The organism is Alicycliphilus denitrificans, from assembly GCF_044792555.1.
In the GTDB taxonomy this organism is placed as follows: domain Bacteria; phylum Pseudomonadota; class Gammaproteobacteria; order Burkholderiales; family Burkholderiaceae_C; genus Alicycliphilus; species Alicycliphilus denitrificans_A.
The window spans coordinates 3,232,973-3,258,760 of record NZ_CP126238.1 but is presented as its reverse complement, the minus strand read 5'-3'; the positions used below and the strand labels follow the sequence as shown (position 1 = coordinate 3,258,760).

Genomic DNA, 25,788 nt, shown 5'->3' with positions numbered 1-25,788 from the left:
AGAAAAGGAAAAGCCATGTCTTTGTTCAGCTATGAAGTCCACAACCGGGTGGCGGAAATCCTGTTCAACAACCCGCCGGTCAACGCCCTGACCGAGGCCATGCTGGGGGATTTCCTGGACGCGCTGGAGCGCGCCGCGCGCGATCCCGAGGTGCGCGCCGTGATCATCGGCAGCCGGGTGCCGGGCCGTTTTTCGGCGGGCCTGGATCTTTCGGCCGTGCATGCGGGCGCGCACCAGAAGGTGCGGGCGCTGCTCGACCGGCTGTATGTGCGCATGACCGAGGTGCAGTTCCAGATGGGCAAGCCGACGATCGCGGCCGTGGGCGGCACGGCGCGCGGCGGCGGCATGACGATCGCCATCTCCTGCGACATGATCGTCGCCTCGTCCGATGCGACCTTCGGCTACCCCGAGATCGACGCCGGCGTGCTGCCCTCCATCCACTTCACCCATCTGCCGCGCATCGTGGGCAAGCACCGCGCCTTCGAGCTGCTGTTCACCGGGCGCGCCTTCGACGCGCAGGAGGCGCAGTCGCTGGGCCTGGTGTCGCGCCTGACTGAGCCCGGCCAGGCACTTGAGGGCGCGCGGGTGCTGGCGCAGACGCTGTGCGGCAAGTCGCCCGAGGTGGTGCGCTTTGGGCGCAATGCCTTCGTGCTGGCCAACGACAACGGCTACCGCCAGGCGGTGGCGGCCGCGGCGGACAGCTTCTGCAACGTGGCGCTGACCGATGCCGCCCGCGAGGGCATTGCCGCCTTCGTCGAGAAGCGCAAGCCGCGCTGGTGAGGTTCAGACCCTGGGCTGCAGCAGCAGCTGCCACAGCCGGCCGGGTGTTAGCGGCATCTGCAGCCGCGGCGCCAGGTCGGCCCGGCCGGCGCGCGCCAGGGCGTCGGCCACGGCGTTGACCACGCAGGGCGCGGCGCCGATCGTGCCCAGCTCGCCCACGCCCTTCACGCCCAGCGGGTTGTTCAGGCAGGGGGTGGTTTCGTCCAGCAGGTGGCGAAACGGCGGCGCGCCCTCGGCACGCAGCAGCGCGTAGTCCATCAGGCTGCCGCTGATGAGCTGGCCGCTGGCCGGGTCGTAGGCTATCGCCTCGCACAGTGCCTGGCCCAGGCCCTGCACCGCGCCGCCGTCGAGCTGCCCGCGCACGATGAGCGGATTCACCACGCGGCCCACGTCGTTGACGCTGGCGTAGTCCAGGACGCGCAAGGCGCCGGTGGCGGGGTCGAGCTCCACCTCGCACACATGGCAGCCGTTGGGCCAGGAGGGGCCGGCCACGGCGCTGGTGCTGTCCATGAAGATGCGCGCGTCGCTCTGGCGCGCGGCCAGCTCCGCCAGTGTCAGCCCCAGGTCCGTGCCCGCGACCTGGTAGCGCCCGGCCTGGTATTGCACGTCGTGCACCGAGGCTTCCAGCGCCTCGGCGGCAAGTTGCCGGCCATGCTCTATGGTGCGCTCCGCACCGATGCGCACGGCCGAGCCGCCGGTGAACAGCGAGCGCGAGCCGGCGCTGCCAAAGCCGTCGCCGCGGTCGGTGTCGCCCAGCACCACGCGCACCTGTGCGAGGGGGATGCCGAAGGCGTCCACCACCAGCTGCGCGAGCGACGTGGCAATGCCCTGGCCCATGGCGTTGACGGCCGAGAACACCTCGACCACGCCGTCGGCGCCGATGGTGACGGTGACGCGCTCTTCGAAGGCGTTGCCGCCGGTCCATTCCAGGAAGGTGGCCAGCCCCAGGCCGCGCCAGAGCCCGCGCGCAAGCGAGGCGGCGGCGCGCGCCTCAAAGCCGTCCCAGTCCGCCAGCGCCAGGCCCTGGTCCATCACCTGCTCGAAGCGCCCGCAGTCATAGGTCTGGCCCATGGCGTTGGTGTAGGGCATCTGCTCCGGGCGGATGAGGTTGCGCCGGCGCAGCAGCACGCGGTCCATGCCGGTCTGGCGCGCGGCCTCGTCCATCAGCCGCTCCATGAGGTAGATCGCCTCGGGCCGGCCCGCACCGCGGTAGGCGCCGGTGGGCGCGGTGTTCGTCAGCACGGCCTGGAAGTGAAAGTCGATAGGCGCGATGTCGTACACGCTGGTCTGCACCCAGGGGCCGATCAAGAGCTGGATGGCGACGCCTGTGGGCGTGGCGTAGGCGCCTACGTTGGCCTGCGAATGCAGGCGCAGCGCGAGGATGCGGCCTTCTGTATCGAGCGCCAGCTCGGCCTGGCTGCGCACGTCGCGGCCATGGGCGGACGAGAGGAACTCCTCGCCGCGCTCGGCCACCCATTTCACGGGGCGCTTCAGTTGCCACGCGGCCCAGGCGGTGGCGACATCCTCGGGGTAGGCCGAGGTCTTCATGCCAAAGCCGCCGCCCACGTCGCCCACGACCACGCGCACCTGGCTGCTGGCCAGCCCCAGGCAGGCGCAGACCTGCTTCTTCACGCCGCTGGGCATTTGCGTGCTTATGCGCAGCGTCAGGCGCCCGTCCTCGGGTGCCACCCAGGCCAGCAGCGCGCGCGGCTCCAGCGTCACCGCGGCCACGCGCTGGTTGGTCAGATCCAGGCGCACCACATGCGCGGCCTGGGCAAAGGCGCGCGCGCTGGCGGCGGCGTCGCCGTGGCGCATCTCGGCGGCGATGTTGTCCGGCGCGGCGGGCGTGAGCAGCGGCGCGCCGGCGGTCAGTGCGTCCTGCACGTCGACCACGGCGGGCAGTTCCTCATACTGAACCCACACGGCCTCGGCCGCGTCCCTGGCCTGCTGCAGGGACTCGGCCACCACGGCGACCACCGGCTCGCCGACGAAGCGCGCCACCTCGTGCGCCAGCGCGTGGCGTGCGGGGCTGGCGCCGGGGCTGCCGTCGGCGCGCTTCATGCCCGGGCCGGGCAGGGGCTGCACGCCCGCGGCCACCAGGTCGGCTCCGGTGTAGATGGCCAGCACGCCGGGCAGGGCGCGCGCGGCGTCCAGGGCTATGCGGGTAATGCGCGCATGCGCATGGGGCGAACGCACGAAGACCAGGTGCGCCAGGCCGCCCGGCGCGAAGTCGTCGGCAAAGCGCCCCTCGCCGCGCAGCAGCTGGGCGTCTTCCAGGCGCTGCACGGCCTGGCCGCTGCCGAAGCGGGTGGTGTCCAGGGTGGATGCGGTGGTCAAGGCGGGTGTCTCCTATATGTTTGCGTGCCCGCGGGAATGCTGGCACTGTAGCCAATCCGCCCGGGGCCTACACTCGGCGCCGAGCAGCCTGCCGCTTGACACGGTTGATAAGATGAAGGCTGTACTGGTTGGCGGCCCTGCCGCAGCGACCGCAAGCCCTTCGGGGCTTTTTTTGATGGTGTTTTTTAAAAATAAGCCTTAAACCCAATAGGGTAGGGCGCGAAAAGCTATGACATTGGTAGCAATCATTCTGGCCACCCTGGCCGCAGGCATTGGCAGCGTGTGGGTTGCGGCGGCGCTGCTGCGCGTGGGTCTGGGCGGGCGTGGGCGCGTCGGACCGCAGCATTTGCTGAGCCTGGCGGCCGGCGCGCTGCTGGCCACGGCCTTCACGCTCATCCTGCCCGAGGCCTTCGAGGGGTCGGTCGATGCGCATGATTTGTTCGTCACACTGCTGCTGGGCCTGGTGTTCTTCTTCCTGCTGGACAAGGCCGAGCTGTGGCACCACGGCCACGAGCACAGCGCGGCCGAGCGGCATATCCACGGCCATGGGGCGCACGGGCATCACCACGAGCAGCACCACGGCCACCACCACCACGGGCATGGCGGCTGGTCCCTGCTCACGGGCGACAGCGTGCACTGCTTTGGCGACGGGGTGCTGATCGCCTCGGCCTTCATTGCCGACATGCGCCTGGGCGCGATGGCCGCGCTGTCGGTGCTGGCGCATGAGGTGCCGCACCATATCGGCGACCTGGTGGTGCTGCGCCACAGCAGTCACCACCGCAGCGCGGCCGTGCTCAAGGTGTCGCTGGCCGGCGCCGTGACGGCCCTGGGCGGGCTGGTGGGCTACTACCTGGTGGGGCTGTGGGACGGGGCGCTGCCCTACTTTCTGACCATTGCCGCCAGCAGCTTCATCTATGTGGCCCTGGCCGATCTGATCCCGCAGCTGCAAAAGCGCCTGACTGCCGCGCAGACACTGGTGCAGATCGCCTGGCTCGCGGCCGGCATCCTGGCCGTGACCGTGGTGGGCGCGCTGGCGCACCACGGGCATTGACGCACAGAGCTTCAGGCGGCCAGCGCCTCGCGCACCGCGGCCACCTGGCGGCGCGAGACGGGCAGGGGCTCGGCCAGGCCATGCAGGCGCACGGCCCAGCCCTCGCCCTCGGCGGCGTCGTAGTGCCGCTCCAGCGCCCGCATGGCGCGGCGCGCCACCAAGGTGCTGCGGTGTACGCGCAGGAAATGCGCGGCGTGGCGCGCCTCCAGGTCGGCCAGTGCATCGTCCACGATAAAGCTGCGCGTGGTGGTGCGCACCGTCACGTACTTCTGCTCGGCACGCAGGTACAGCACCTCGGCCAGCGGCACGCGCTCGGTGCGGCCTCGCTCCTGTATCAATAGCGCCTCGCCCTCGGCCGGTGGCGTGGACGGCAACGAAACACCCTGGCCCGTGGCGCGCTGCGCCTTGGCCAGCGCCTGCTGCAGGCGCTGCAGGCGCACGGGCTTGGTGAGGTAGTCCACGGCGTCCAGCTCGAAGGCGCTCAGTGCATGGTCTGCGTGCGCGGTGACAAAAACGATGGCCGGTGGGTACGGCAGGCCCTGGATCTGCTGCGCCAGCGCCAGGCCGTCCTGGCCCGGCATGTGGATGTCCAGCAGCACCAGGTCCACGGCGCGGCCGCCGCTGATGGCAAGCTGGGTCAGCGCGTCGCCGGCGTGGGCGGCCTCGGTCACCTGATGGCGTGCGTCGCAATCGCCCAGCAGGGTGCGCAGGCGGCTGCGTGCCAGAAGCTCGTCGTCCACGATGAGGATATGCATGCGTCTTGATCAGGAGGCGGGTATTGCGATGCGCACCTGGTACAGGCCATTGTGCATGCCGGCACTGAAATCGCAGTCCACGTCGTGCAGCAGGCGCAGGCGCTCGCGCACATTGGCCTGGGCGATGCCGTGGCCGCGCGGGCGCTGATCCGGGTGCAGGTTCGGCGGCAGGGTGTTGGTGATGGTCAGCACCACGCGGCTGCCGCGCCGCTCGGTCGTGATGCGCAGCTTGCCTCCGCCGGCGCTGGGCTCCACGCCATGCTTGACGGCGTTCTCCACCAGCGGCTGCAGCAAGAGCGGCGGCAGATGTGCGCCGTCCGCGCGCGGGTCGAGCTGCCATTGCACGCCCAGGCGCGCGCCAAAGCGTATCTGCTCTATGTCCAGGTAGCGCCGCGCCAGCGCGATCTCGTCGCTCAGCGTGGCTGATTCGCCCTGTTCCACCAGGGCGTGGCGGAACAGGTCGCTCAGGTCTTCCAGCAGGGCCTCGGCGCGGGCCGGCTCATCGCGCACCAGGGCGATGGCGCTGTTGAGCGTGTTGAACAGGAAATGCGGGCGGATGCGCGACTGCAGCTCGGCCAGGCGCGCCGTGGTGGCGGCCGGCGCGCGTGCGCGTGCACGCAGCCGCAGGGCGGTGACCAGCAGCGCAGACAGCAGCGCCCCGCTGGCCGCGCAGGCCAGCCAGGGCGGGCTGCCCTCCGCGGTGCCGGACAGCACCAGCATGGCGCAGGCATACAGGCCGGCCAGCATACCCAGCAGCACGCCGGCGACGTATTGCAGCGGCTCCTTCAGGCGCTGCAGGGCTTTCTTCAGGCTGCAGGCCGTGATCAGCCAGGCCAGCGTGGCCGGCAGGGCGCCGCCCGTGAGCAGGGCCAGCCGCGCCAGCCAGTCGCCGGGGGTGGCGGCGCCGAACATCGCGCCCACGCCCAGCACGGCCTCCACGAACAGCACGGCGCGCAGCACCACGCCCACCCGGCAGGCGTCGAACACCAGCGCGCGGCCCACGCTGGCGCCGCGCGGCACGGGCTCGGGCAGGAGGGCGGGGCGGGTCGATAAAATTTGTGTTTCTTGCATCGCGGCATCCGGGCGTTCCGGCTGTCGTAACCCTTCAATTTTGCCCCCATGCCCCACACCACTGCATCGCAACCTTCCAACGACCAGCTCGCCACCAAGGCCCAGGCCTGGTCGGCGCTGTTTTCCGAGCCCATGAGCGATCTGGTCAAGCGCTACACGTCGAGCGTGTTCTTCGACAAGCGCCTGTGGCAGGCCGACATCGCGGGCAGCCTGGCCCATGCCGAGATGCTGGCCGCGCAGGGCATCATCGGCGCGCAGGACCATGCCGACATTGAGCGCGGCATGGCCCAGATCGCGGCCGAGATCGAGGCCGGCCGGTTCGACTGGAAGCTGGACCTGGAGGACGTGCACCTGAACATCGAGGCGCGCCTCACGCAGCTCGTGGGCGACGCCGGCAAGCGCCTGCACACCGGCCGCAGCCGCAACGACCAGGTGGCCACCGACGTGCGCCTGTGGCTGCGCGGCGAGATCGACCTCATCGACGGCCTGCTCAAGGAACTGCAACTGTCCCTGGTCGAGGTGGCGGAGCGCAACGTGGAGGTGATCCTGCCCGGCTTCACCCACCTGCAGGTGGCCCAGCCCGTGAGCTTTGCGCACCACCTGCTGGCCTATGTGGAGATGTTCAGCCGCGACGCCGAACGCATGCGCGACGCCAGGCGCCGCGTGAACCTGCTGCCGCTGGGCAGCGCGGCCCTGGCCGGCACCACCTATCCGCTGGACCGCGAGCGCGTGGCGCGCAGCTTGGGCATGGACGGCGTGTGCCAGAACAGCCTGGACGGCGTGAGCGACCGCGACTTCGCCATCGAGTTCACGGCCGCCGCCAGCCTGTGCATGGTGCATGTGAGCCGCCTGTCCGAGGAGCTGATCATCTGGATGAGCCAGAACTTCGGCTTCATCAAGATCGCCGATCGCTTCACCACCGGCAGTTCCATCATGCCGCAGAAGAAGAACCCCGACGTGCCGGAACTCGCCCGCGGCAAGACCGGTCGCGTGGTCGGCCACCTGATGGGCCTGATCACGCTGATGAAGGGCCAGCCCCTGGCCTACAACAAGGACAACCAGGAGGACAAGGAGCCGCTGTTCGACACCGTGGACACGCTGAAGGACACGCTGCGCATCTTTGCCGAGATGATTGGCGGCCAGGTGAACCCCGCCACCGGCGCCAAGGAGGGCGGCATCAGCGTCAACGCCCAGGCCATGCGCGCCGCCGCGCAGAAGGGCTACGCCACGGCCACCGACCTGGCCGACTACCTGGTGAAGAAGGGTCTGCCGTTTCGCGACGCGCACGAGACCGTGGCCCACGCCGTGAAGGCCGCCGAGGCGCACAGCGTGGACCTGTCGGAGCTGCCGCTGGCCGTGCTGCAGGGCTTTCACCCCGCGATCGAGAAGGACGTGTTCGACGCGCTCAGTCTGGAGGGCTCGCTGAACGCGCGCAACACCCTGGGCGGCACGGCCCCCGCGCAGGTGCGTGCGCAGCTGGCGCGCCACCGCGCGCGCCTGGCGGCCTGATCCCATTGCATAGGCAAGCCATCATGACCCTGAACCGCCGCCACTTGCTGGCCAGCGCCCTTGCCGCTGGCGCCCTGTACGCGTTGCCCGCCCGGGCCGATGCGCCCAAGACCCTGCGCGTCCTGGTGGGCTTCCCGCCCGGCGGCGGCTCGGACGCCATCGCGCGCCTGCTGGCCGACAAGCTCAAGGACGTGCTCGCCATGCCCGTGGTGGTGGACAACCGCCCCGGCGCGGGTGGGCAGATCGCCGCCCAGGTGCTCAAGAGCGCGCCGGCCGATGGCTCTACCCTGTTCCTTACGCACGACCACACCATCTCCATCCTGCCGCAGGTGGTGAAGAACCCGGGCTTCGAGCCTGCGCGCGACTTCATGGCCGCGGGCGGCTTTGCCACTTTCGTCAACTGCCTGGCCGTGCCCGCGGCCACGCCGGCGGCCAGCTTTGGCGAGTTCGTGCAATGGGTGAAGCAACACAAGGCGGGCAAGAGCGCCGTGGGCATCCCGGCGCCGGCCTCCACGCCCGAGTTCCTGGTCCGGCTGCTGGGACGGCGCTACGGCCTGGACCTGGTCGCCGTGCCCTACCGCGGCAGCGCGCCCATGGTCGGCGACATGCTGGGCAACCAGATACCGGCCGGCATCGGCTCGGTGCAGGACTTCATCGAGAACCACCGCGCCGGCAAGCTGCGCGTGCTGGCCGTGCTCGGCGCCAGGCGCCAGGCGGCGCTGCCCGACGTGCCCACCTTTGCCGAGCTGGGCCTGGCCGGCTTCGAGGACACGCCGTACTACGGCTTTTACGCACCCGCGGGCACGCCCCAGCCCTTCATCGAGCGCTTCTCCGAGGCGCTGGCCCAGGTGCTTGCCATCCCCGAGGTGCGCGAGCAGCTCATCGCCATGGGCCTTGCCGTGGGCTTCATGACGCCCGCGCAGCTCAGCGCGCGCGAGCGGGCCTACACGGCGGTGTGGCAGCGCATCATCCAGGACAGCGGCTTCAAGCCGCAGTGAATCTGCGGCGGACCCCGGCATGACGACGACACCTGGCATGCGCGGGGCGATAGCGGCCCTGCTGCTGCTGGCCACGGGGGCGGCGCAGGCGCTTACCGTGACCAGCCTGTCGCCCCAGGGCGAGGTGGCGCGCGTGCGCCAGGTGGTGGCCAGGTTTGATGAGGCAGCCGTGCGCCTGGGCGACCCGCAGGCGGGCGCGCCGTTCACCGTGTCCTGCAGCGACCTTGATGCCGCCAGGGGCCAGGGCCGCTGGAGCGGCGAGCGCGAGTGGGTCTTTGAATTTGCCCAGGACCTGCCGCCCGGCGTGCGCTGCACAGTCGGTGTAAAAAATGGATTCAAATCGGCCTCTGGCGCCCAATTGACGGGCGCTAGCAGCTATCAATTCAATACCGGTGGCCCGTTCGTGCAGAGCCTGCGCCCCGGCACCTGGCAGGAGATCGACGAGGAGCAGTTCTTCGTGCTGCAGCTCAATGGCCCGGCCACCCAGGTCAGCCTGCTGCAGCACATGTGGTGCCTGGCCGAGGGCGTGGGCGAGCGCGTGCCCGTGCGCCTGGTCGAGGGCACGCAGCGCGCCGAGCTGCTGCGCGCGCTGCACCTGGACAAGGCGGCGGCCAGGCAGCCGCTGCGCTACGCCACGCTCACCTGCGGGCGCCGCCTCACCGCGGGCAGCCAGATGCAGCTGGTGTACGGCCAGGGCGTGGCCACGCCCAGCGGCGTGGCCAATACCGTGGAAAAGCGCTTTGCCTACAAGGTGCGCCAGCCGTTTGCCGCCGAGTTTGCCTGCGAGCGCGAGAACGCCCAGTCGGCCTGCCTGCCCGTGCGCCCCATGCGCCTGACGTTCAGCGCGCCCGTGGCGCGCAAGCTGGCGCAGGACATACGCCTGAAGGGCGGCGACCAGACGCTGGTGCCGAAGGTCGATGGCGAGGGGGACGGCGACGCCCTGGTCAATGGCGTGCACTTCGCCGCGCCGCTGGCGGCGCAGACGCAATTCCTGCTGGAGCTGCCCGCGGGTTTCAAGGACGCATCGGGCCGCGGGCTGGCGAATGCGCAGAGCTTTCCGCTCAAGGTGGCGACCGGCGCCATGCCGCCGCTGGCCAAGTTCGCCGCCGCACCCTTTGGCGTGGTGGAGCGCTTTGCCGAGGGGCCGGATGGCCCGGCGCTGCTGCCCGTCACGCTGCGCAAGGTGCAGGCGCAGCTGGACGTGCAGGGCCTGCAGCCCGGGGCCGGCAAGGTGAGCACGCTGCGGCCGGAGGGCGACGCCGACATCATTGCCTGGCTGCGCAAGCTGCAGCGCTACGACGGCCACACCATCGAGCGCAAGCAGGCCCAGCGTGACGTGCAGGGCCCGCTGCCCGCGGCGCTCGATGCACGCGATGGCGAGCGGGTGCAGACGCGCATGCTGTCCCTGCTCGAAGGCCAGACCGGCGTGAAGAGGCTGGACCTGCCCCAAGCATCCAAGGACGACCCGCGCCCCTTCGAGGTGGTGGGCATTCCGCTGCCGCCGGGCTTTTCGGTGGTGGAGATCGCCTCGCCGCTGCTGGGCCGGTCGCTGCTCGATGAGCGCTACGGCGCAGGGCGCAGCATGTACGTGCGCACCAGCGCCCTGGTCACCAACCTGGGCGTGCACTTCAAGCTCGGGCGCGAGAACGCCGTGGCCTGGGTGACCACGCTGGACAGGGGCCGGCCCGTGGCCGGCGCGCAGGTGCGCGTGTCCGGCTGCGACGGCAGGCTGCTCGCCACGGCCAGCACCGGCGCCGATGGCGTGGCCCGGTTCGAGGGCCTGTCCAGCGAGCCGCCGGCCTGCCGTGACGATGACGAATGGCGCAGCGCTTACTTCGTGAGCGCGCGTGCGCAGGACGAGCTGGCCTTCACCTGGAGCGACTGGCAGCGCGGCATCGAGCCCTGGCGCTTCAACGTGCCCACCAGCAGCGCGCCGCGCCCCGACGAGCGGGCCCACACCCTCTTCGACCGCACGCTGCTGCGCGCGGGCGAGACCCTGTCGATGAAGCACCTGCTGCGCACCCAGACGGGTGGCGGCTTTGCGCTGCCCCGGCTGCGCCCCGATACCCTGGTCATCACCCATGCGGGCAGCGGCCAGCAGTTCACGCAGGCCCTGGCATGGCGCAAGACGGCCACCGGGGGGCTGTCCGCCGAGAGCAGCTTCGCCGTGCCGCCCGCCGCCAGGCTGGGCCAGTACCAGGTGGAGCTGCACGCGGGTGCGGATGGCAGTGGGCAGCGCACGCTGGAGTCCGGCAGCTTTCGCGTGGAGGAGTTCCGCCTGCCGGTGCTGGAAGGGCGCATTGCCCCCGTGGACGACAAGCCCCTGGTGCGCGCGCGCAGCGTGCCTGCCGACGTGCAGGTCAACTATGTGTCTGGCGGCCCTGCGGCGCGCCTGCCGGTGCGCGTGTCGGCCATGGTGCGCGCCAAGCCGCTGCAGTTTGCCGACTTCGAGGCCTTCGGCTTCCAGCCCGCGCGCAAGCGCGACGCGCCCGACCACGGCGACGAGGAGGAGGGCGCCGCGAGCCAGGACGCACGCGTGATCGCCGACAAGCTGCCGCTCCTGCTGGACAAGAACGGCACGGGCCGCATCGTCATCGACGAGGTGCCCCGTGCGCCGAAGGCGCAGGAGCTGGTGCTGGAGGCCAGCTACGCCGACCCCAATGGCGAGCTGCAGACCCTGCGCAGCAGCCATATGCTGTGGCCCGCGGCCGTGGTGGCGGGCATCAAGGCCGAGGGCTGGGTGTCCAGCGGCGCGCGCCTGCGCCTGCAGGCCCTGGCCCTGTCGCTCGATGGCAGGCCGCAAGCGGGTGTGCCGCTGGCCGTGCAGGCCATTGCGCGCAGCACCACCAGCAGCAGAAAGCGCATGGTGGGCGGCTTCTACAGCTACGACAACAAGACCACCACCCGCGACCTGGGAACCCTGTGCACCGGCAAGAGCGACGCGCGCGGCCTGCTGCTGTGCGACGCCAGGCTCGATGAGGCGGGCGAGGTGGAGCTGGTCGTGACCGCACGCGACAAGGACGGCAACGAGGCCCAGGCGGCGTCCTCCGTCTGGGTCACGCGGCGCGGCGAGCTGTGGTTTGGCGGCGAGGACCATGACCGCATCGACCTGCTGCCCGAGAAGAAGAGCTACCAGAGTGGCGAGACCGCGCGCCTGCAGCTGCGCATGCCGTTCCGCCAGGCCACGGCCCTGGTGAGCGTGGAGCGCGAGGGCATCATCGCCACGCGCGTGGTGCAGCTCTCGGGCCAGGACCCGACCATCGAAGTCAAGATCGAGGAGGGCTGGGCACCCAACGTCTACGTGAGCGTGCTGGTGCTGCGCGGGCGCCTGCGCGAGGTGCCCTGGTACAGCCTCTTCACCTGGGGCTTGAAGGCGCCGCGCGAGTGGTGGGACGCCTTCTGGTACGAGGGCCGCGAATACCGGGCGCCCACGGCCATGGTGGATCTGGCGAGGCCGGCCTACCGCCTGGGCCTGGCCGAGCTGCGCGTGGGCCACCAGGCGCACCAGATCGCCGTGCAGGTCCAGGCCGACAAGGACAGCTACCCCGTGCGTGGCAAGGCCCAGGTCACTATTCAAGCGCGGCTGCCCGACGGCAGGCCCGCCGCGGGTGCCGAGGTGGCGCTGGCCGCCGTGGACCAGGCCCTGCTGGAGCTCATGCCCAACCGCAGCTGGGACCTGCTGGACGCCATGCTGCAGCGCCGCGCCTGGGGCGTGGCCACATCTACTGCGCAAATGGAGATCATCGGCCGGCGCCACTATGGCAAGAAGGCCGTTCCCGCGGGCGGCGGCGGCGGACGCGCGCCCACGCGCGAGCTGCTGGACACGCTGCTGCTGTGGCAACCGGCGATCAAACTCGATGCGCAGGGGCAGGCCAAGGTGACGGTGCCGCTCAACGATGCGCTGACCACCTTCAAGGTGGTGGCCGTGGCCGATGCCGGGCTGGGCCTGTTCGGCACCGGCGCTGTCTTAATCCGCGCCACGCAGGACCTGCAGATCATCAGCGGCCTGCCGCCGCTGGTGCGCGAGGACGACCAGTTCCGCGCCCAGCTCACGCTGCGCAACACCACGGCCAAGGCCATGAAGGTGGAGGTGGCGCCGCGCGCCACGTTGTTGAACCTGGAGAAGCAGACCGTGGAGATCCCCGCGGGCGAGGCGCGCGAGGTGGCCTGGAGCGTCACCGCCCCCGCGCAGCTTGGCGCAACGCGCGCCCAGGCCATCCTGTGGGAGATAGCGGCGCGCGACACCGTCAGCGGCGCCCGCGATGCGCTCAAGGCCAGCCAGCGGTTGATTCCGGCCGTGCCGCTCACGGTGCAGCAGGCCACGCTGGTGCAGGTTGATGCGGCCTACCGCGTGGACGTGGCGCCGCCCGCCGGCGCGCTGCCCGGGCGCGGGGGGCTCAGGCTGGCGCTGCAGCCCAGCCTGGCCGAGGGCCTGCCGGGCGTGCGCGACTGGTGGGCGCGCTACCCCTATGCCTGCCTGGAGCAGCAGGCCAGCAAGGCCATAGGCATGGCCGACGTCAAACAGTGGCAGGCCATAGTCGCCAAGCTGCCCACCTACCTGGACGCTGATGGCCTGGCCTACTACTTCCCGCCGCAGGGCGGCAGCGCCGACCGTGGCAGCGACACGCTCAGCGCCTACCTGCTGGCGGCGGCGCACGAGGCGGCGCGCCTGTCGCCCGAGTTCGCCCTGCCGCCCGAGGCGCGCGCGCCTTTGGTGCGTGGCCTCGCCGCCTTCGTCGAGGGCCGCATAGAGCGCGACTTCTGGGCCCCGCGCAAGGATCTGGACATGCGCAAGCTCGCCGCCATAGAGGCCCTGTCGCGCTACGGCAAGGCCCAGGCGCGCTGGCTCACCAGCCTGTCCATCGCGCCGAATCAATGGCCCACGCATGCGGTGATCGACTGGTTCAACATCCTCAGGCGCATGCCGGACCTGCCCCAGCGCGCCCAGCGCCTGCAGGAGGCCACGCAGATCCTGCGCGCGCGCCTGTCCTACCAGGGCAGCCGGCTGGCCTTCAGCACCGAGCAGGACGACGCCTGGTGGTGGCTGATGCAGGGCGGCGACGTGAATGGCGCACGCCTGTTGCTGGCCATGCTGGACGACCCCGCGTCGAAGGACGATCCGGGGCGCCTGGCCAGCGGCCTCATCGCGCGCCAGCAGGGCGGCGCCTGGCGCACCACCACGGCCAACCTGTGGGGTGCACTGGCGCTGGCGCAGTTCAGCGCCAGGCTGGAGGCTACGCCCGTGGCCGGCAGCACGCGCGCCCGCATGGGCAGTGAGGCCGCCAGCGTGGATTGGGCCAAGGTCGTGCGCGCCACGGCCGGCGACGCCACGGGCGCCGCGCACCAGGGCAGCTGGTTTGGCGCGCCCGCCGCGCCCGGCATGCTCATGAACAACAGCATGTTCCTGCCCTGGGGCGGCGCTCAGCAGCTCGGCGTTACGCACCAGGGGCCGGGCAGGCCCTGGCTCACGCTGCAGTCGGTGGCCGCCGTCCCGGTTCAGCAGCCGTTCAGCGCCGGCTATGCCATCAAGCGCAGCGTCACGCCCGTAGCGCAGGCCGACAAGGGCCTGCCTGCGGGCAGCTACACGCGCGGCGACGTGCTGCGCGTGACGCTGGAGGTCACGGGCGCGGCCGACATGAGCTGGGTCGTCATCACCGATCCCATTCCGGCCGGCGCCACCATCCTGGGCAGCGGCCTGGGGCGCGATTCGGAAATCGCCACCCAGGGCGAAAAGCGCGCAGGCAGTGGCTGGCCCGCGTTCGAGGAGCGCGGCTTCGAGTCCTTGCGCGCCTACTACGAATACCTGCCCAAGGGCACGGTGACCCTGCAGTACACCGTGCGCCTGAACAGCGCGGGCGACTTTGCCCTGCCGGCGAGCCGGGTCGAGGCGCTGTATGCGCCCGAGATGTTCGGCGAGTCGCCCAATGCACGGGTCAAGGTCGTGCTGCCTTGAGGGGCTGAGGGTCTGCACAAGGCGCGCCATCACGCAATCGCTTTCACATGGCATCATGCGTCCGTATCCCATGCCAAATTCCCAAGCCTTAAGCCTTGTCCAGCGCCTGCCTGAGGGCCCACTCGACATCGTCGGCGACATCCACGGTGAGATTGCGGCCTTGGAGCAGTTGCTGGCCCACCTCGGCTATGACGCGCAAGGCCATCACCCCGAAGGCCGCCGTCTGGTTTTTGTCGGCGACTTCTGCGACCGCGGCCCCGACAGCCCCGCGGTGCTGCGTCTCATCATGCCCATGCTCGCCAGCGGCCAGGCCTTGGGCGTCCTGGGCAACCACGAGATCAACCTGCTGCGTGAGGACGCCAAGGACGGATCGGGCTGGTTCTTTGACAGCCGGCGTGCCTCCGACGAACCCAAATACGGGCCGTTTGCGCGCCTGTCCAAGGACGATGCGGCGGCCATGCTGACCCAGCTGGGCCGGTTGCCGATTGCTCTGGAGCGCGACGACCTGCGTGTGGTGCATGCGGCCTGGCGTGCGCCGCAGATTGCCATGGCGAGCATGGCGCCTGCGGGCGATGTGCGCAGCACTTACGACCGCTATGAGGATCAGGCGGCCGAGCAGGCGCGCACCAGCCGCGTACTGCAACGCATGGCCGAGGAGCGCGAGCATTGGCCCCATAGCCTGGAGGACGCGCAGCAGCGCCCGCCGTTTCTGCGCGCGCATAGCGAGCGCGAACTGGGCAAGGCCATGGTCAACCCGCTGAAGGTACTGACCACGGGCGTGGAGTGCGAATGCCGCACGCCGTTCTACGCGGGCGGCAAATGGCGTTTCGTGCAGCGCGTGGCCTGGTGGAACGAATACGCCGAGGCCCCGGCCGTCATCGTCGGCCACTACTGGCGCCGCCTGCTGGCGGGCGACGCCGCGGCCCATGGGCCGCAGGCCGAAAACCTGTTCGGCCACACGGGGCCGCTGGCCTGGCACGGCCTGCGCGGCAATGTGTTTTGCGTGGACTACTCGGTGGGTGCGCGCTGGGCGGCGCGCCGCAACGGCGAAGAGCCCGGGCGCCGCTTCAAGCTGGCCGCCATGCGCTGGCCCGAGCGCCAGCTGGTGTTCGACGATGGCGTGCAGGTGGCTACGGAAGGCTTTGGCGTGGCCGCCAATGCGCATGCCGGAGCCTGATCGCCTGGGTTGAGCGCGGGCCTGGCCGGCAGGCTTGCGGGCAGTCACATGGCCGTCACAGGCCGGCCCTACAGTAGCCCGCAGGTCCTGACCGGATGTGAATACGCGGCCAGACCCCGAGGGCTGTGCGGCATTGCAGTCCATGTGCCTGTGCATTGGGCCAGGCACCCTCTGCATGCCGGACCGGCCCTGGGGCGGCCGGCGCCGTGGCCACACATGACGCCATGTGCACCATGGTGCAGCGTTGGTGCGACGCGGTGCAGCGGCGCGTTAGCGCGGGTTGAACTCGCGCTGGCGCCGGTAATGCTCGTCCTGCTCGCGCTGGAACTGGTCCTGCGCGCGGCTGCGCTCCATGTGCTCGCGCCAGGCCTGGTCGGGCACCTGGGCGCCGCCCTGTCCGCCATTCCAGTACCCCCGTCCGGCGCGTGCGCCGCGCTCGGCATCGCGTGAGATCGCGTCCACCTGGCGCTGGATGTCGGCGTCCGAGCGGCGCTGGGTGTACGTGGGCGCGGCCCATTGCTGGGTGCGTCCCGGCGCCGTGCTGGTGGAGGCGGGCGGCGGTGTGGACGGCGCGGGTGCCTCGGACCAGCGCTGGGTCTTGGGCGCTTCGGACCAGACCTGGGTTTGCGCCCAGGCGGGTAGGGCCAGGACGCAGGCCAGGGCCAGGCCGTACAGGGAGCGGTGCATGAGGGACTCCTTTCTTCGAAATGAATTACATCTGTATCAAGATGTGATGGCAATCTACGGGCAGTTGCACATGCCGTCCAGGGGCTGGGGGCAATGAAGTACCCTTGGGCCGCCAAGCTGTCGCGTCCATGCCCGTGCCATCTGCATTTCTGTTTTTCCTGCCGCGCGGGCTGCTGCGCGCCTGTGTGACGGCGCTGGCCCTGGCGGCCACCCCCGCGCTGGCCCTGCCCACCTTCGACGCGGTGCGCGCCGATTACCGCTCCTCCGAGACCCTGGTGCTTTCGCGCGAGGGCGAGGTGCTCCAGCGCTTGCGCACCGACGCCACGGTGCGCCGCGGCCAGTGGCTGACGCTGGCCGACATGTCGCCCGCGCTGCGGCGCGCCCTGGTGCTGAGCGAGGACCGGCGCTTCTACGAGCACAGCGGCGTGGACTGGGCCGCCGCATCGGCCGCCGCCTGGGCCAACCTGTGGAACCAGCGCACGCGCGGCGCCAGCACCCTCACCATGCAGCTCGCCGGCCTGCTTGACGAGGACTGGCGTGCTGGCAACAGCGGGCGCACGGCGACGCAGAAGCTCGGCCAGGCCGTGGCCGCGCAGCGGCTGGAGCGGCTCTGGCGCAAGGACCAGATCCTGGAGGCCTACCTGAACCTGGTGCCGTTCCGTGGCGAGCTGGTGGGCATAGATGCGCTGTCGCGCACCCTGTTCGGCAAGGCCGCCCATGGCCTGGATGCGCGCGAGGCGGCCGTGGCCGCGGCCCTGGTGCGTGCGCCCAATGCCCGGCCGGCCCTGGTGGCGCGGCGCGCCTGCGGCGTGCTGCGCGACATGGGCCAGGGCCGGGCGGACTGCGAAGCCCTTGACCTGTTCACCGCCGCCGCCCTGCAGCGCCGCGCCTATGACGCGAGCGCGGGCATCGCCCCCCACTTCGCGCGCCAGCTGCTGCGCCAGCGGGCCATGCGGGAGGAGGGCGGCGCGCCGCAGCGCCTGCGCTCCACGCTGAAAGCGCCGCTGCAGCGCCTGGCGCTGGAAACGCTGAATCATCACCTGCGCGAGCTGCGCGGGCGCAACGTGGAGGATGGCGCCCTGGTGGTGCTGGACAACGCCAGTGGCGAGGTGCTGGCCTGGGTGGGCTCGTCCGGCGCCCTGAGCCAGGCGGCCGAGGTGGACGGAGTGCTGGCCGCGCGCCAGCCCGGCTCCACGCTCAAGCCCTTCCTGTATGCGCAGGCGCTTGCCGAGCGGCGCCTCACCGCCGCCTCGCTGGTGCACGACGCGCCCGCGCAGATCGCCACCGCCGGCGGCCTGTACATACCGCAGAACTACGACCGCCAGTTCAAGGGCTGGGTGTCGGTGCGCACCGCGCTCTCGTCCTCGCTCAACGTGCCGGCGGTGCGCACCCTGGTCATGGTCACGCCCGATGCCTTCTTCGAGCAGCTGCGCCGCCTGGGCCTGCCTTTGCCCGAGTCGGGCGGCTACTACGGCTACAGCCTGGCGCTGGGCAGCAGCGAGGTGCAGCTGCTGCACCTGGCGAATGCCTACCGCGCGCTGGCCAATGGCGGGCGCTGGAGCCCCGTGGCCTATGCACCAACGCCGCGCCCCGCGTTCACCCAGGCGCTGGACGCGGGGGCGGCCTTCATCGTGGGCGACATCCTCTCGGACGCCAACGCGCGCGTGCCCACCTTCGGCGCGGACAGCGTCCTGAACACGCGCTTCTGGACGGCGGCCAAGACCGGTACCAGCAAGGATATGCGCGACAACTGGGCGCTGGGCTGGTCGGCGCGCTACACCGTGGGCGTGTGGGTGGGCAATGCCAGCGGCAGTCCCATGCACGACGTGAGCGGCACCAGCGGCGCGGCGCCCATCTGGGCCGCCGTGATGCAGTTCCTGCACTCGCATGAGCCCAGCCGCGCGCCCCGGCCGCCGGCCGGCGTGCTGCGCCAGCAGGTGGCCTTTGCCGGTGGCGACAGGCCCGAGGCCGCGCGCCAGGAATGGTTTGTGCGCGGCACGCAGCAGGCGGTGTTTGCTATTGATAAAGAAGCTGTCAGCGCACATACGCAAAGCGCTGGAGCCCAAAAACATTCAAATCCTGATGTGCCGGCGCGCATCCTGGCGCCGGCACCGGGCAGCATCATTGCGCTGGACCCCGACATACCGCCCGCGCACCAGCGCCTGCACTTTCAGGCCACGGGCGGGCCGGGGCTGCGCTGGCGCATCGACGGCAGGCCGGCCGGGCAGGGCGCCGCGCTGGCCTGGCTGCCCTGGCCCGGACGTCACCGCGTGGAGCTGCTGGACGTGCGCGGCCAGCGGCTGGACCAGGTCCACATCGAGGTGCGCGGCGCGGGCGTGCGGCGCTGAGAGGCGGCCAGAGCCGCAAAAATTTCAAACGCTGCACAAAAGCCTTCAAGCCGGGCCGACGTGCCTGGCACTACGATGCACGGTTTGCAAGCGTTGACGCACAACACAGGGGAACCGCCGTGGCCGATCTTTCCAAAATCACCTGCATCGAAGACCTGCGCCAGGTCGCAGAATGCCGCGTGCCGCGCATGTTCTACGACTATTGCGACTCGGGCTCGTGGACCGAGGGCACCTACCGCGCCAACGAAAGCGACTTCCACGCCATCAAATTCCGTCAGCGCGTGGCCGTGAACATGGAGGGCCGCAGCACCGCCACCACCATGGTGGGCCAGCAGGCCCGGATGCCGGTGAGCATCGCGCCCGTGGGCCTGACCGGCATGCAGCATGCCGACGGCGAGATCCACGCCGCGCGCGCCGCGGAAAAATTCGGCATTCCGTTCACGCTCTCGACCATGAGCATCTGCTCCATCGAGGACATTGCCGAGCACACCAGCGCGCCGTTCTGGTTCCAGCTCTACATGATGCGCGACCGCGACGCCATGGCGCGCATGATCCAGCGCGCCAAGGACGCCAAGTGCAGCGCCCTGGTGCTGACGCTCGATCTGCAGGTCATCGGCCAGCGCCACAAGGACATCAAGAACGGCCTGACGGCGCCGCCGCGGCCCACGCTGAAGAACATCCTCAACCTGATGACCAAGCCGCGCTGGTGCCTGGGCATGGCCGGCACGCGGCGGCGCAGCTTTGGCAACCTGGTGGGCCATGTGAAGGGCGTGTCCGACATGAACTCGCTGGCCGCCTGGACCAACGAGCAGTTCGACCCGCGCCTGTCCTGGGAGGACGTGCGCTGGGTCAAAGAGCAATGGGGCGGCAAGCTGATCCTCAAGGGCATCATGGAGGTCGAGGACGCGCGGCTGGCCGTGCACAACGGCGCCGACGCCATCGTGGTCAGCAACCACGGCGGGCGCCAGCTCGACGGCGCGCCTTCGTCGATTGCCGCGCTGCCGGCCATCGTCGATGCCGTGGGCGGCAGGCTGGAGGTGTGGATGGACGGCGGCATTAGGAGCGGCCAGGACGTGCTGCGCGCCTGGGCCCTGGGCGCCCGCGGCACCATGATCGGCCGCGCCATGGCCTATGGCCTGGGCGCGTTTGGCGAGGCCGGCGTGACCAAGGCGCTGCAAATCATCCACAAGGAGCTGGACGTGAGCATGGCCTTCTGCGGCCATACCCAGCTGCTGAACGTGGACCGCTCCATCCTCGTGCCCGGCACCTATCCCACGGCGCCGCAGGCCTGATAGCGCTTTTGTTTTGATAGCTTGAGGCGCTTATTAGATAAGCGTTGCAGGCTTTTTTAATCAAAATTGCGCAGGCGCCATCGCCATGCGCTCGGGCGGCCCTCGCCAATGGGCGCGGCCCGCGCCGGCGGCGCTGGCTATGCTCCAGGGCCTCCGTCCTGCCGCCCTCCCATGCCTCTTTCTACTGACACGCTCGCCTGGCTCTGGGTGCCGGTGGTGCTGTTCGCCACCCTGGCCCAGACCGCGCGCAACACGGCCCAGCGCACGCTGACCCAGGAGCTGGGCACGCTGCCCGCCACGCTGGTGCGCTTTCTCTACGGCCTGCCGTTTGCCGCACTGTGGCTGGCGCTGCTCTATTGGTTGCCGGACCAGATGCCGGCCTGGCCGAGTTTCAGCGCTGCCTACCTGGGCTGGATTGCGCTGGGGGCGTTTTTCCAGATCGCCGGCACGGCCTTCCTGCTGCTGGCCATGGCCGAGCGCAACTTTGCCGTGGCCGTGACCCTGTCCAAGACCGAGGTGCTGCAGGTGGCGCTGTTCGCCAGCGTGCTGCTGCACGAACTGCCCACGCCGCTCGCCCTGCTGGCCATGGTGGTGGCCACGCTGGGCGTGCTCATGCTGTCGCTGCCGCCGCGCGGACAGCTGCTGTCGCTGTCGGCCTGGGCCAGCCGGCCGGCGCTCTACGGCCTGGCCTGCGGCGCCAGCTTTGCGATTGCCTCGGTAGGCTTTCGCGGCGCCGCGCTGGCCCTGGGGGCCGAGACGCCCTGGCTGTCCGGCGCCTGGGGCGTGCTCATCGCCCAGGCGCTGCAGACCCTGGGCCTGGGCGCCTGGGTGGCCTTGCGCACCGAAAAGGGCCTGGCGCCGCTGTGGCCGGCCTGGCGCCTGTCGCTGCTGGCCGGCAGCATGGGCGCGGCCGCATCGCTGGCCTGGTTCACCGCCTACGCCATGCAGGGCGCGGCGGCGGTGCGCACCCTGGGCATGGTGGAGGTGGTGTTCAGCTACCTGGTGTCGCGCCGGCTGCTGAGCGAATCCTTCACCCGGCCCGAGAAGATCGGCATGGTGCTGATGCTGGTGGGGCTGGTGCTGATCACGCTGCAAGGGGTGTGAGGCGCGGGCCACAATGGTGGCCGTGACTGCCGCCGCACCGCCCCGCCGCATCGCCCACCTCGACATGGATGCGTTCTACGCCTCCGTCGAGTTGCTGCGCTACCCGCAGCTCACGGGCCTGCCGGTGGTCATAGGCGGCGGGCGCAGGCATGAGGACGATGCGCTGGTCAAAGCCTATGCCGGGCGCCTGGCCGAGATTCCGCTGGCCGCGTTCCCGCGCCTGTCGGGCTATGTGGGCCGCGGCGTGATCACCACCGCCACCTATGCCGCGCGCGCCTTTGGCGTGGGATCGGCCATGGGGCTGATGAAGGCCGCGCGCCTGTGCCCCGATGCCATCCTGCTGCCGGTGGACTTTGCCGAATACCGGCGCTACTCGCAGCGTTTCAAGGAGGTCATCCTGTCCATCGCCCCGGTGATGGAGGACCGCGGCGTGGACGAGGTCTACATCGACTTCACGCAGGTGCCCGGCGGCCAGCGCGAGGGCGGGCGCGTGCTGGCGCGGCTGATCCAGAAATGCATCTTCGACGCCACGGGCCTGACCTGCTCCATCGGCGTGGCGCCCAACAAGCTCATCGCCAAGATGGCCAGCGAATTCCGCAAGCCGGGCGGCATCTCCGTCGTGCAACCCGAAGACCTGCAGGCCCTGGTCTGGCCGCTGGCCTGCCGCAAGATCAACGGCATAGGCCCCAAGACCAATGAGCGGCTGCAGGCGCAGGGCATACACACCATAGGCGAGCTGGCGGCGTGCCCGCGCGACTGGCTGCTGGCGCATTTCGGCAAGTCCACGGGGGCCTGGCTGCACGACGCCGCCTGGGGCCGCGACGTGCGCCCGGTGGTGACCGAGAGCGAGCCGGTGAGCATGAGCCGCGAGACCACCTTCGAGCGCGACCTGCACGCGGTGCACGACAAGGCGCTGCTCGGGGCCATCTTTACCGAGCTGTGCCAGCGCGTGGCGCAGGACCTGCAGCGCGCGGGCTACCGTGGCCGCACCATAGGCATCAAGCTGCGTTATGAGGACTTCCAGACCGCCACGCGCGACCAGACGCTGGCCCTGCCCACGCAGGACGCCGCCACCATACGCCGCGTGGCGGGCCAGTGCCTGAAGCGCGTGCCTTTGACCAAGCGCCTGCGCCTCTTGGGCGTGCGCGTGGGCAAGCTGCAGCCGGAGGATGGCGACGCGCAGGCGGGCGATGGTGTGGCTGGCGCACCACTGTTGCTCTGAATTTCTGTTTGCCCTGGATCAAAACGTAACAAAAACGACAACAAACAGTCATTTCCGATTCCTATACTGATTTCGATTGGGTTTTTCAATCAGTCAGCCCGCCTGCTTGCATTCAGGCGCGGATTCGCTCCATTCCCTGCAGCCACCGCCATGCGCCTCAACCACCCGGTAACCGATAACGAATACGACTTCCCGGCGAATGAGCTATTGATGTCCACGACCGACACCAAGGGCGTGATGACGCACTGCAATGAGCCGTTTGCCCGCGTCAGCGGCTACTCCATGGACGAGCTCATGGGCCAGCCGCACAGCCTGATCCGCCACCCCGACATGCCGCCCGAGGCCTTCAAGGACATGTGGGCCACCATAGGCCACGGACGCAGCTGGACGGGCATCGTCAAGAACCGACGCAAGAACGGCGACTATTACTGGGTCCATGCGCATGTCACGCCCATCATGGAGAATGGCAAGCCGCGCGGCTATCTCTCGGTGCGCACCAAGCCCACGCGCGAGGAGGTGGCAGCGGCCCAGGCGTTGTACGCCCGGGTGAAACAGGAGCGCGAGAGCGGGCGCAGCACGCTGGTGCTGCACGCGGGCGGGGTGCGCCGCCTGGGCTGGCGCAACCACTGGGACAAGCTCCACCGCGCGGGCTACACCCTGCGCCTGGCGGGCATGCTGCTGCCGCTGATGCTGGTGTCGCTGCTGCCGGGCTGGATGGGCTGGAGCGATGCCACCGCGCTGGCCCTGCAGGCGCTGCTGTGGCTGCTGCTCGCGGCACTGATCCTGGGGCGCTACCACATGCGCGTGAGCCAGCCGCTGCGCCGCATCGAGCGCCTGCTGGCCAGCATGGCCAGCGGCGAGCTCATGCACCAGGAGCCCGGCCTGCCGCACAGGCACCCGCTGGGCGCGGTGATGGCGCGCCTGCAGCGCGTGCAGCTCAATGTGCGTGCCGTGGTGGGCGATGCGCGCGCCGAGATCGAGGCCTTTGGCGGCATCTCCGCCGACATCGCCCAGGGTTCGGAAAACCTCTCGGCGCGCACCGAGTCGCAGGCCAGCAGCCTGCAGCAGACGGCCGCCGCCATGGAGGAGCTGGCCAGCACCGTGGCGCAGTCGGCCGAAGCGGCGCAGAAGGTGCTGCGCGCCAGCGAGCACAGTGCCCAGCTGGCGCACCAGGGCGGGCAGGCCGTGGCGCAGGTGGGGGACATCGTGCAGGAGATCGAGCAGTCCTCGCGCCAGATGGGGCAGATCATCGCCACCATCGATGGCATCGCCTTCCAGACCAACATCCTGGCGCTCAATGCCGCCGTCGAGGCCGCCCGCGCCGGCGAGCAGGGCCGGGGCTTTGCCGTGGTCGCCGGCGAGGTGCGCGCGCTGTCGCAGCGCAGCGCGGGCGCGGCCAAGGAGATTCAGACCCTGATCGGCAGCTCCAACGCCAGCATTGCGCGCGGGGCCCAGCTCATGCAATCGGCCGGACAGACCATTGGCCAGGTGGTGGACGCGGTGGCCGACGTGAACCGGCTCATGGGCCAGATGGGGGTGGCGGCGCGCGAGCAGTCCCAGGGCATCGCCCAGGTCAACGAGGCCGTGACCGACCTGGACCGCGTGACCCAGCAAAACGCTGCCCTGGCCGAAGAGTCGGCCGGTTCGGCCCGGGCCATGAGCGGCAATGCCGGAGTGCTGGGGCGTACGCTGGCGGTGTTCCGCCTGTGAGCGCTGCCCGGCTGATTACTGCCGCGCCGTGCGCACATTCGCCGGCATGGGCTGCGGGTGGCTGGTGCGCAGCGGGTTGATGTCCAGCCCGCCGCGGCGCGTGTAGCGCGCGTAGACCTCGAGCTTGATGGGGCGGCAGCGCTGCCAGAGGTCCATGAAGATGCGCTCCACGCACTGCTCGTGGAATTCGTTGTGGTTGCGAAAGCTCACGAGGTACTGCAGCAGGCCCTCCTGATCGATCTGCGCGCCGCTGTAGCTGATCTGCACGCTGCCCCAGTCGGGCTGGCCCGTGACCAGGCAGTTGCTCTTGAGCAGGTGGCTCACCAGGGTCTCGGTGACCGGGGCCGCGTCGTGGTTGGCCTTGAGCAGTTCGGGCGCGGGCTGGTATTGCGTGCATTCGATGTCCAGGCGATCGAGCAGCAGGCCGTCCTGCTCGTGCACGCGTTCCTGCTCGAACAGGTCCGGCGTGACCAGGCGCACGCCCACGCTGCCGGGATGCCCGGCGCCGCGCCACACGGCCGCGCTCACGTCCTGGCGGATGCGCGCGCGCACATCATGAGCGCTGGCAAAGCGCGTGCCATTGAAGCTATTCAGGTAGAGCTTGAAGGACTTGCTCTCCACGATGTTCGGCGTCTCGCAGGGCACGGTGATGTGGGCGATGGCCACCTGGGGCTTGCCGCGCAGGTTCAGCCAGGACAGCTCGTAGGCCGTCCACAGGTCGGCGCCGAAGAAGGGCGGGGCGCCGGCAATGCCGATCTCGGCGCGCTTGCCCTGGCGCGGGATCGGAAACAGCAGCGTGGCGTCGTACTGGTCGGCATAGGCGGACGCCTTGCCGAGTTGGGATTGTTCTGGCGTACTCATGTGTTTTGCTATTGAAAACATAGCTTTTATCGCTTGTCTGTCAAGCGTTACAGCCTGATTTCAATTGAATTCACGCTCGCGCAGCCACTTGGTGGCGATCCATTTTTCGCCCTCGGTCACGGGCGCGCCGCCGTGCAGGGTGCGCGAGCTGGGGTGGGCGCGGTCGTAGCTGAAGAACACGGCATTGCCCTGGCGCGGGCCGACCTCCAGTGGCACGTCGGGAAAGGTGGTGCCGCCGCCCTTGATGGGGTTGTTCAGGTACATCACCAGCGTCGCCACGCGCTGGCCGCCGCGCTTGAGGATGCTGGGCGTACCGGGCTCGGCGGGGTCGAAGTAGTCGTAGTGCGGCTTGTACTCGGCGCCGGGGCGGTAATGCAGCACCTGCACCCCCTCGCCGTTCTCTATGGGCCAGTTCACCAGGCGCGCGATGCGCCGCTCCAGGCGGGCCACGACCTCGTTCTCGCCGCGCTGGAAGAACATGCCGTCACTGGTGCGGTCGGCGTTGACCTCCTCACCGCCGGTGGCGGTCTGCACCGTGAGCGAGCGCCTCATGCGCGCGCCTGCGGCATCGATGATGGCCTGGCATTCGTCCGGCGACAGCAGGTTGCCAAACAGCACCACGCGCGGGTTGGCCATTTGCAGCAGCACCTCGACCTGGCGGTCGCCCACGTCGATGAACAGTGGCGAATCGGTGATCGCCGGCTCGGGCACGGGCCGGGCGGGCGGCAGGTTCTTGTCCTGGGCCAACGCGTCCAGATGTGCGCGCAGCACCTCTTCCACGGCCTGGATGGCGACCTCTTCGGCCCAGCCGGATGCCCCCATGGCCTCGATCAGCGCCGGTCCGGTGATGCCGGCGCTGGCCTGGTCGATGATCCACTGGCGCAGCTCTGGGGTGATGGTCTGGGAGGTGCTCATGGTGATCGTGCTCCTGGA

The 25,788-nt window shown here is 70.1% G+C and carries 17 protein-coding genes; 11 read left to right on the top strand and 6 right to left on the bottom strand.

Translation table 11 applies throughout. The features are described 5' to 3' along the window. Window positions 1–15 precede the first annotated feature (15 nt). On the top strand, window positions 16–780 hold the full coding sequence (locus tag P7644_RS15450) for an enoyl-CoA hydratase/isomerase family protein (protein ID WP_404300131.1): 765 nt from the start codon (window positions 16–18) through the stop codon (window positions 778–780). 3 nt (window positions 781–783) lie between these two features. On the opposite strand, the gene P7644_RS15445 is transcribed toward P7644_RS15450, so the two are convergent. Next, window positions 784–3,117, bottom strand: coding sequence for a xanthine dehydrogenase family protein molybdopterin-binding subunit (locus tag P7644_RS15445; protein ID WP_404300130.1), 2,334 nt, complete (start codon window positions 3,115–3,117; stop codon window positions 784–786). Window positions 3,118–3,346: 229 nt separating this feature from the next. Between P7644_RS15445 and P7644_RS15440 the strand changes: the two genes are divergently transcribed. Then, window positions 3,347–4,168 (top strand): ZIP family metal transporter, encoded by an 822-nt coding sequence (locus P7644_RS15440; RefSeq protein WP_404300129.1) that lies wholly within the window; start codon window positions 3,347–3,349, stop codon window positions 4,166–4,168. A gap of 11 nt (window positions 4,169–4,179) precedes the next feature. Here the strand turns inward: P7644_RS15440 and P7644_RS15435 are convergent, their stop codons facing one another. After that, window positions 4,180–4,923 (bottom strand): LytR/AlgR family response regulator transcription factor, encoded by a 744-nt coding sequence (locus tag P7644_RS15435; RefSeq protein ID WP_404300128.1) that lies wholly within the window; start codon window positions 4,921–4,923, stop codon window positions 4,180–4,182. Between the two features lie 9 nt (window positions 4,924–4,932). Beyond that, the gene (locus P7644_RS15430; RefSeq protein ID WP_404300127.1) at window positions 4,933–5,994 is read right to left on the bottom strand and encodes a sensor histidine kinase; all 1,062 of its coding nucleotides are present in this window, start codon (window positions 5,992–5,994) and stop codon (window positions 4,933–4,935) included. 48 nt (window positions 5,995–6,042) lie between these two features. Here P7644_RS15430 and argH point away from each other — a divergent pair, with 48 nt between their 5' ends. The 4 genes from argH (at window position 6,043) to P7644_RS15410 (ending at window position 15,631) form a co-directional block, all read left to right on the top strand. Further along, on the top strand, window positions 6,043–7,503 hold the full coding sequence (gene argH / locus P7644_RS15425) for an argininosuccinate lyase (RefSeq protein ID WP_404300126.1): 1,461 nt from the start codon (window positions 6,043–6,045) through the stop codon (window positions 7,501–7,503). 23 nt (window positions 7,504–7,526) lie between these two features. After that, a complete protein-coding gene (locus tag P7644_RS15420; protein WP_404300125.1) occupies window positions 7,527–8,501 on the top strand; it encodes a Bug family tripartite tricarboxylate transporter substrate binding protein in 975 nt (324 codons plus the stop codon). 37 nt (window positions 8,502–8,538) lie between these two features. Further along, window positions 8,539–14,454, top strand: coding sequence for an MG2 domain-containing protein (locus P7644_RS15415; RefSeq protein ID WP_404303226.1), 5,916 nt, complete (start codon window positions 8,539–8,541; stop codon window positions 14,452–14,454). Between the two features lie 70 nt (window positions 14,455–14,524). Beyond that, on the top strand, window positions 14,525–15,631 hold the full coding sequence (locus P7644_RS15410; protein ID WP_404300124.1) for a metallophosphoesterase: 1,107 nt from the start codon (window positions 14,525–14,527) through the stop codon (window positions 15,629–15,631). A gap of 270 nt (window positions 15,632–15,901) precedes the next feature. Here P7644_RS15410 and P7644_RS15405 read toward each other — a convergent pair whose 3' ends face one another. Continuing rightward, complete coding sequence (locus P7644_RS15405) at window positions 15,902–16,318, bottom strand: hypothetical protein (protein ID WP_404300123.1); 417 nt, start codon at window positions 16,316–16,318, stop codon at window positions 15,902–15,904. A gap of 128 nt (window positions 16,319–16,446) precedes the next feature. On the opposite strand from P7644_RS15405, the gene pbpC reads away from it, so the two are divergent. The 5 genes from pbpC to P7644_RS15380 all read left to right on the top strand — a co-directional run bounded on the left by pbpC (window position 16,447) and on the right by P7644_RS15380 (window position 23,994). Continuing rightward, window positions 16,447–18,666: a penicillin-binding protein 1C gene (pbpC, locus tag P7644_RS15400; protein WP_404300122.1), complete on the top strand. Its 2,220-nt coding sequence runs from the start codon at window positions 16,447–16,449 to the stop codon at window positions 18,664–18,666. A gap of 119 nt (window positions 18,667–18,785) precedes the next feature. After that, on the top strand, window positions 18,786–19,958 hold the full coding sequence (locus P7644_RS15395) for an L-lactate dehydrogenase (RefSeq protein ID WP_404300121.1): 1,173 nt from the start codon (window positions 18,786–18,788) through the stop codon (window positions 19,956–19,958). 171 nt (window positions 19,959–20,129) lie between these two features. Further along, complete coding sequence (locus P7644_RS15390) at window positions 20,130–21,062, top strand: DMT family transporter (protein WP_404300120.1); 933 nt, start codon at window positions 20,130–20,132, stop codon at window positions 21,060–21,062. Window positions 21,063–21,075: 13 nt separating this feature from the next. After that, window positions 21,076–22,284 carry a DNA polymerase IV gene (dinB, locus tag P7644_RS15385; protein ID WP_404300119.1) on the top strand — a complete coding sequence of 403 codons (1,209 nt, stop codon included), beginning with the start codon at window positions 21,076–21,078 and terminating at the stop codon, window positions 22,282–22,284. A 150-nt stretch (window positions 22,285–22,434) separates the two neighbouring features. Beyond that, the gene (locus tag P7644_RS15380) at window positions 22,435–23,994 is read left to right on the top strand and encodes a methyl-accepting chemotaxis protein (protein WP_404300118.1); all 1,560 of its coding nucleotides are present in this window, start codon (window positions 22,435–22,437) and stop codon (window positions 23,992–23,994) included. A gap of 15 nt (window positions 23,995–24,009) precedes the next feature. On the opposite strand, the gene queF is transcribed toward P7644_RS15380, so the two are convergent. Then, window positions 24,010–24,855: an NADPH-dependent 7-cyano-7-deazaguanine reductase QueF gene (gene queF, locus P7644_RS15375; RefSeq protein WP_404300117.1), complete on the bottom strand. Its 846-nt coding sequence runs from the start codon at window positions 24,853–24,855 to the stop codon at window positions 24,010–24,012. A 60-nt stretch (window positions 24,856–24,915) separates the two neighbouring features. Beyond that, a complete protein-coding gene (locus tag P7644_RS15370) occupies window positions 24,916–25,770 on the bottom strand; it encodes a 2OG-Fe(II) oxygenase (protein WP_404300116.1) in 855 nt (284 codons plus the stop codon). Window positions 25,771–25,788: the final 18 nt, after the last annotated feature.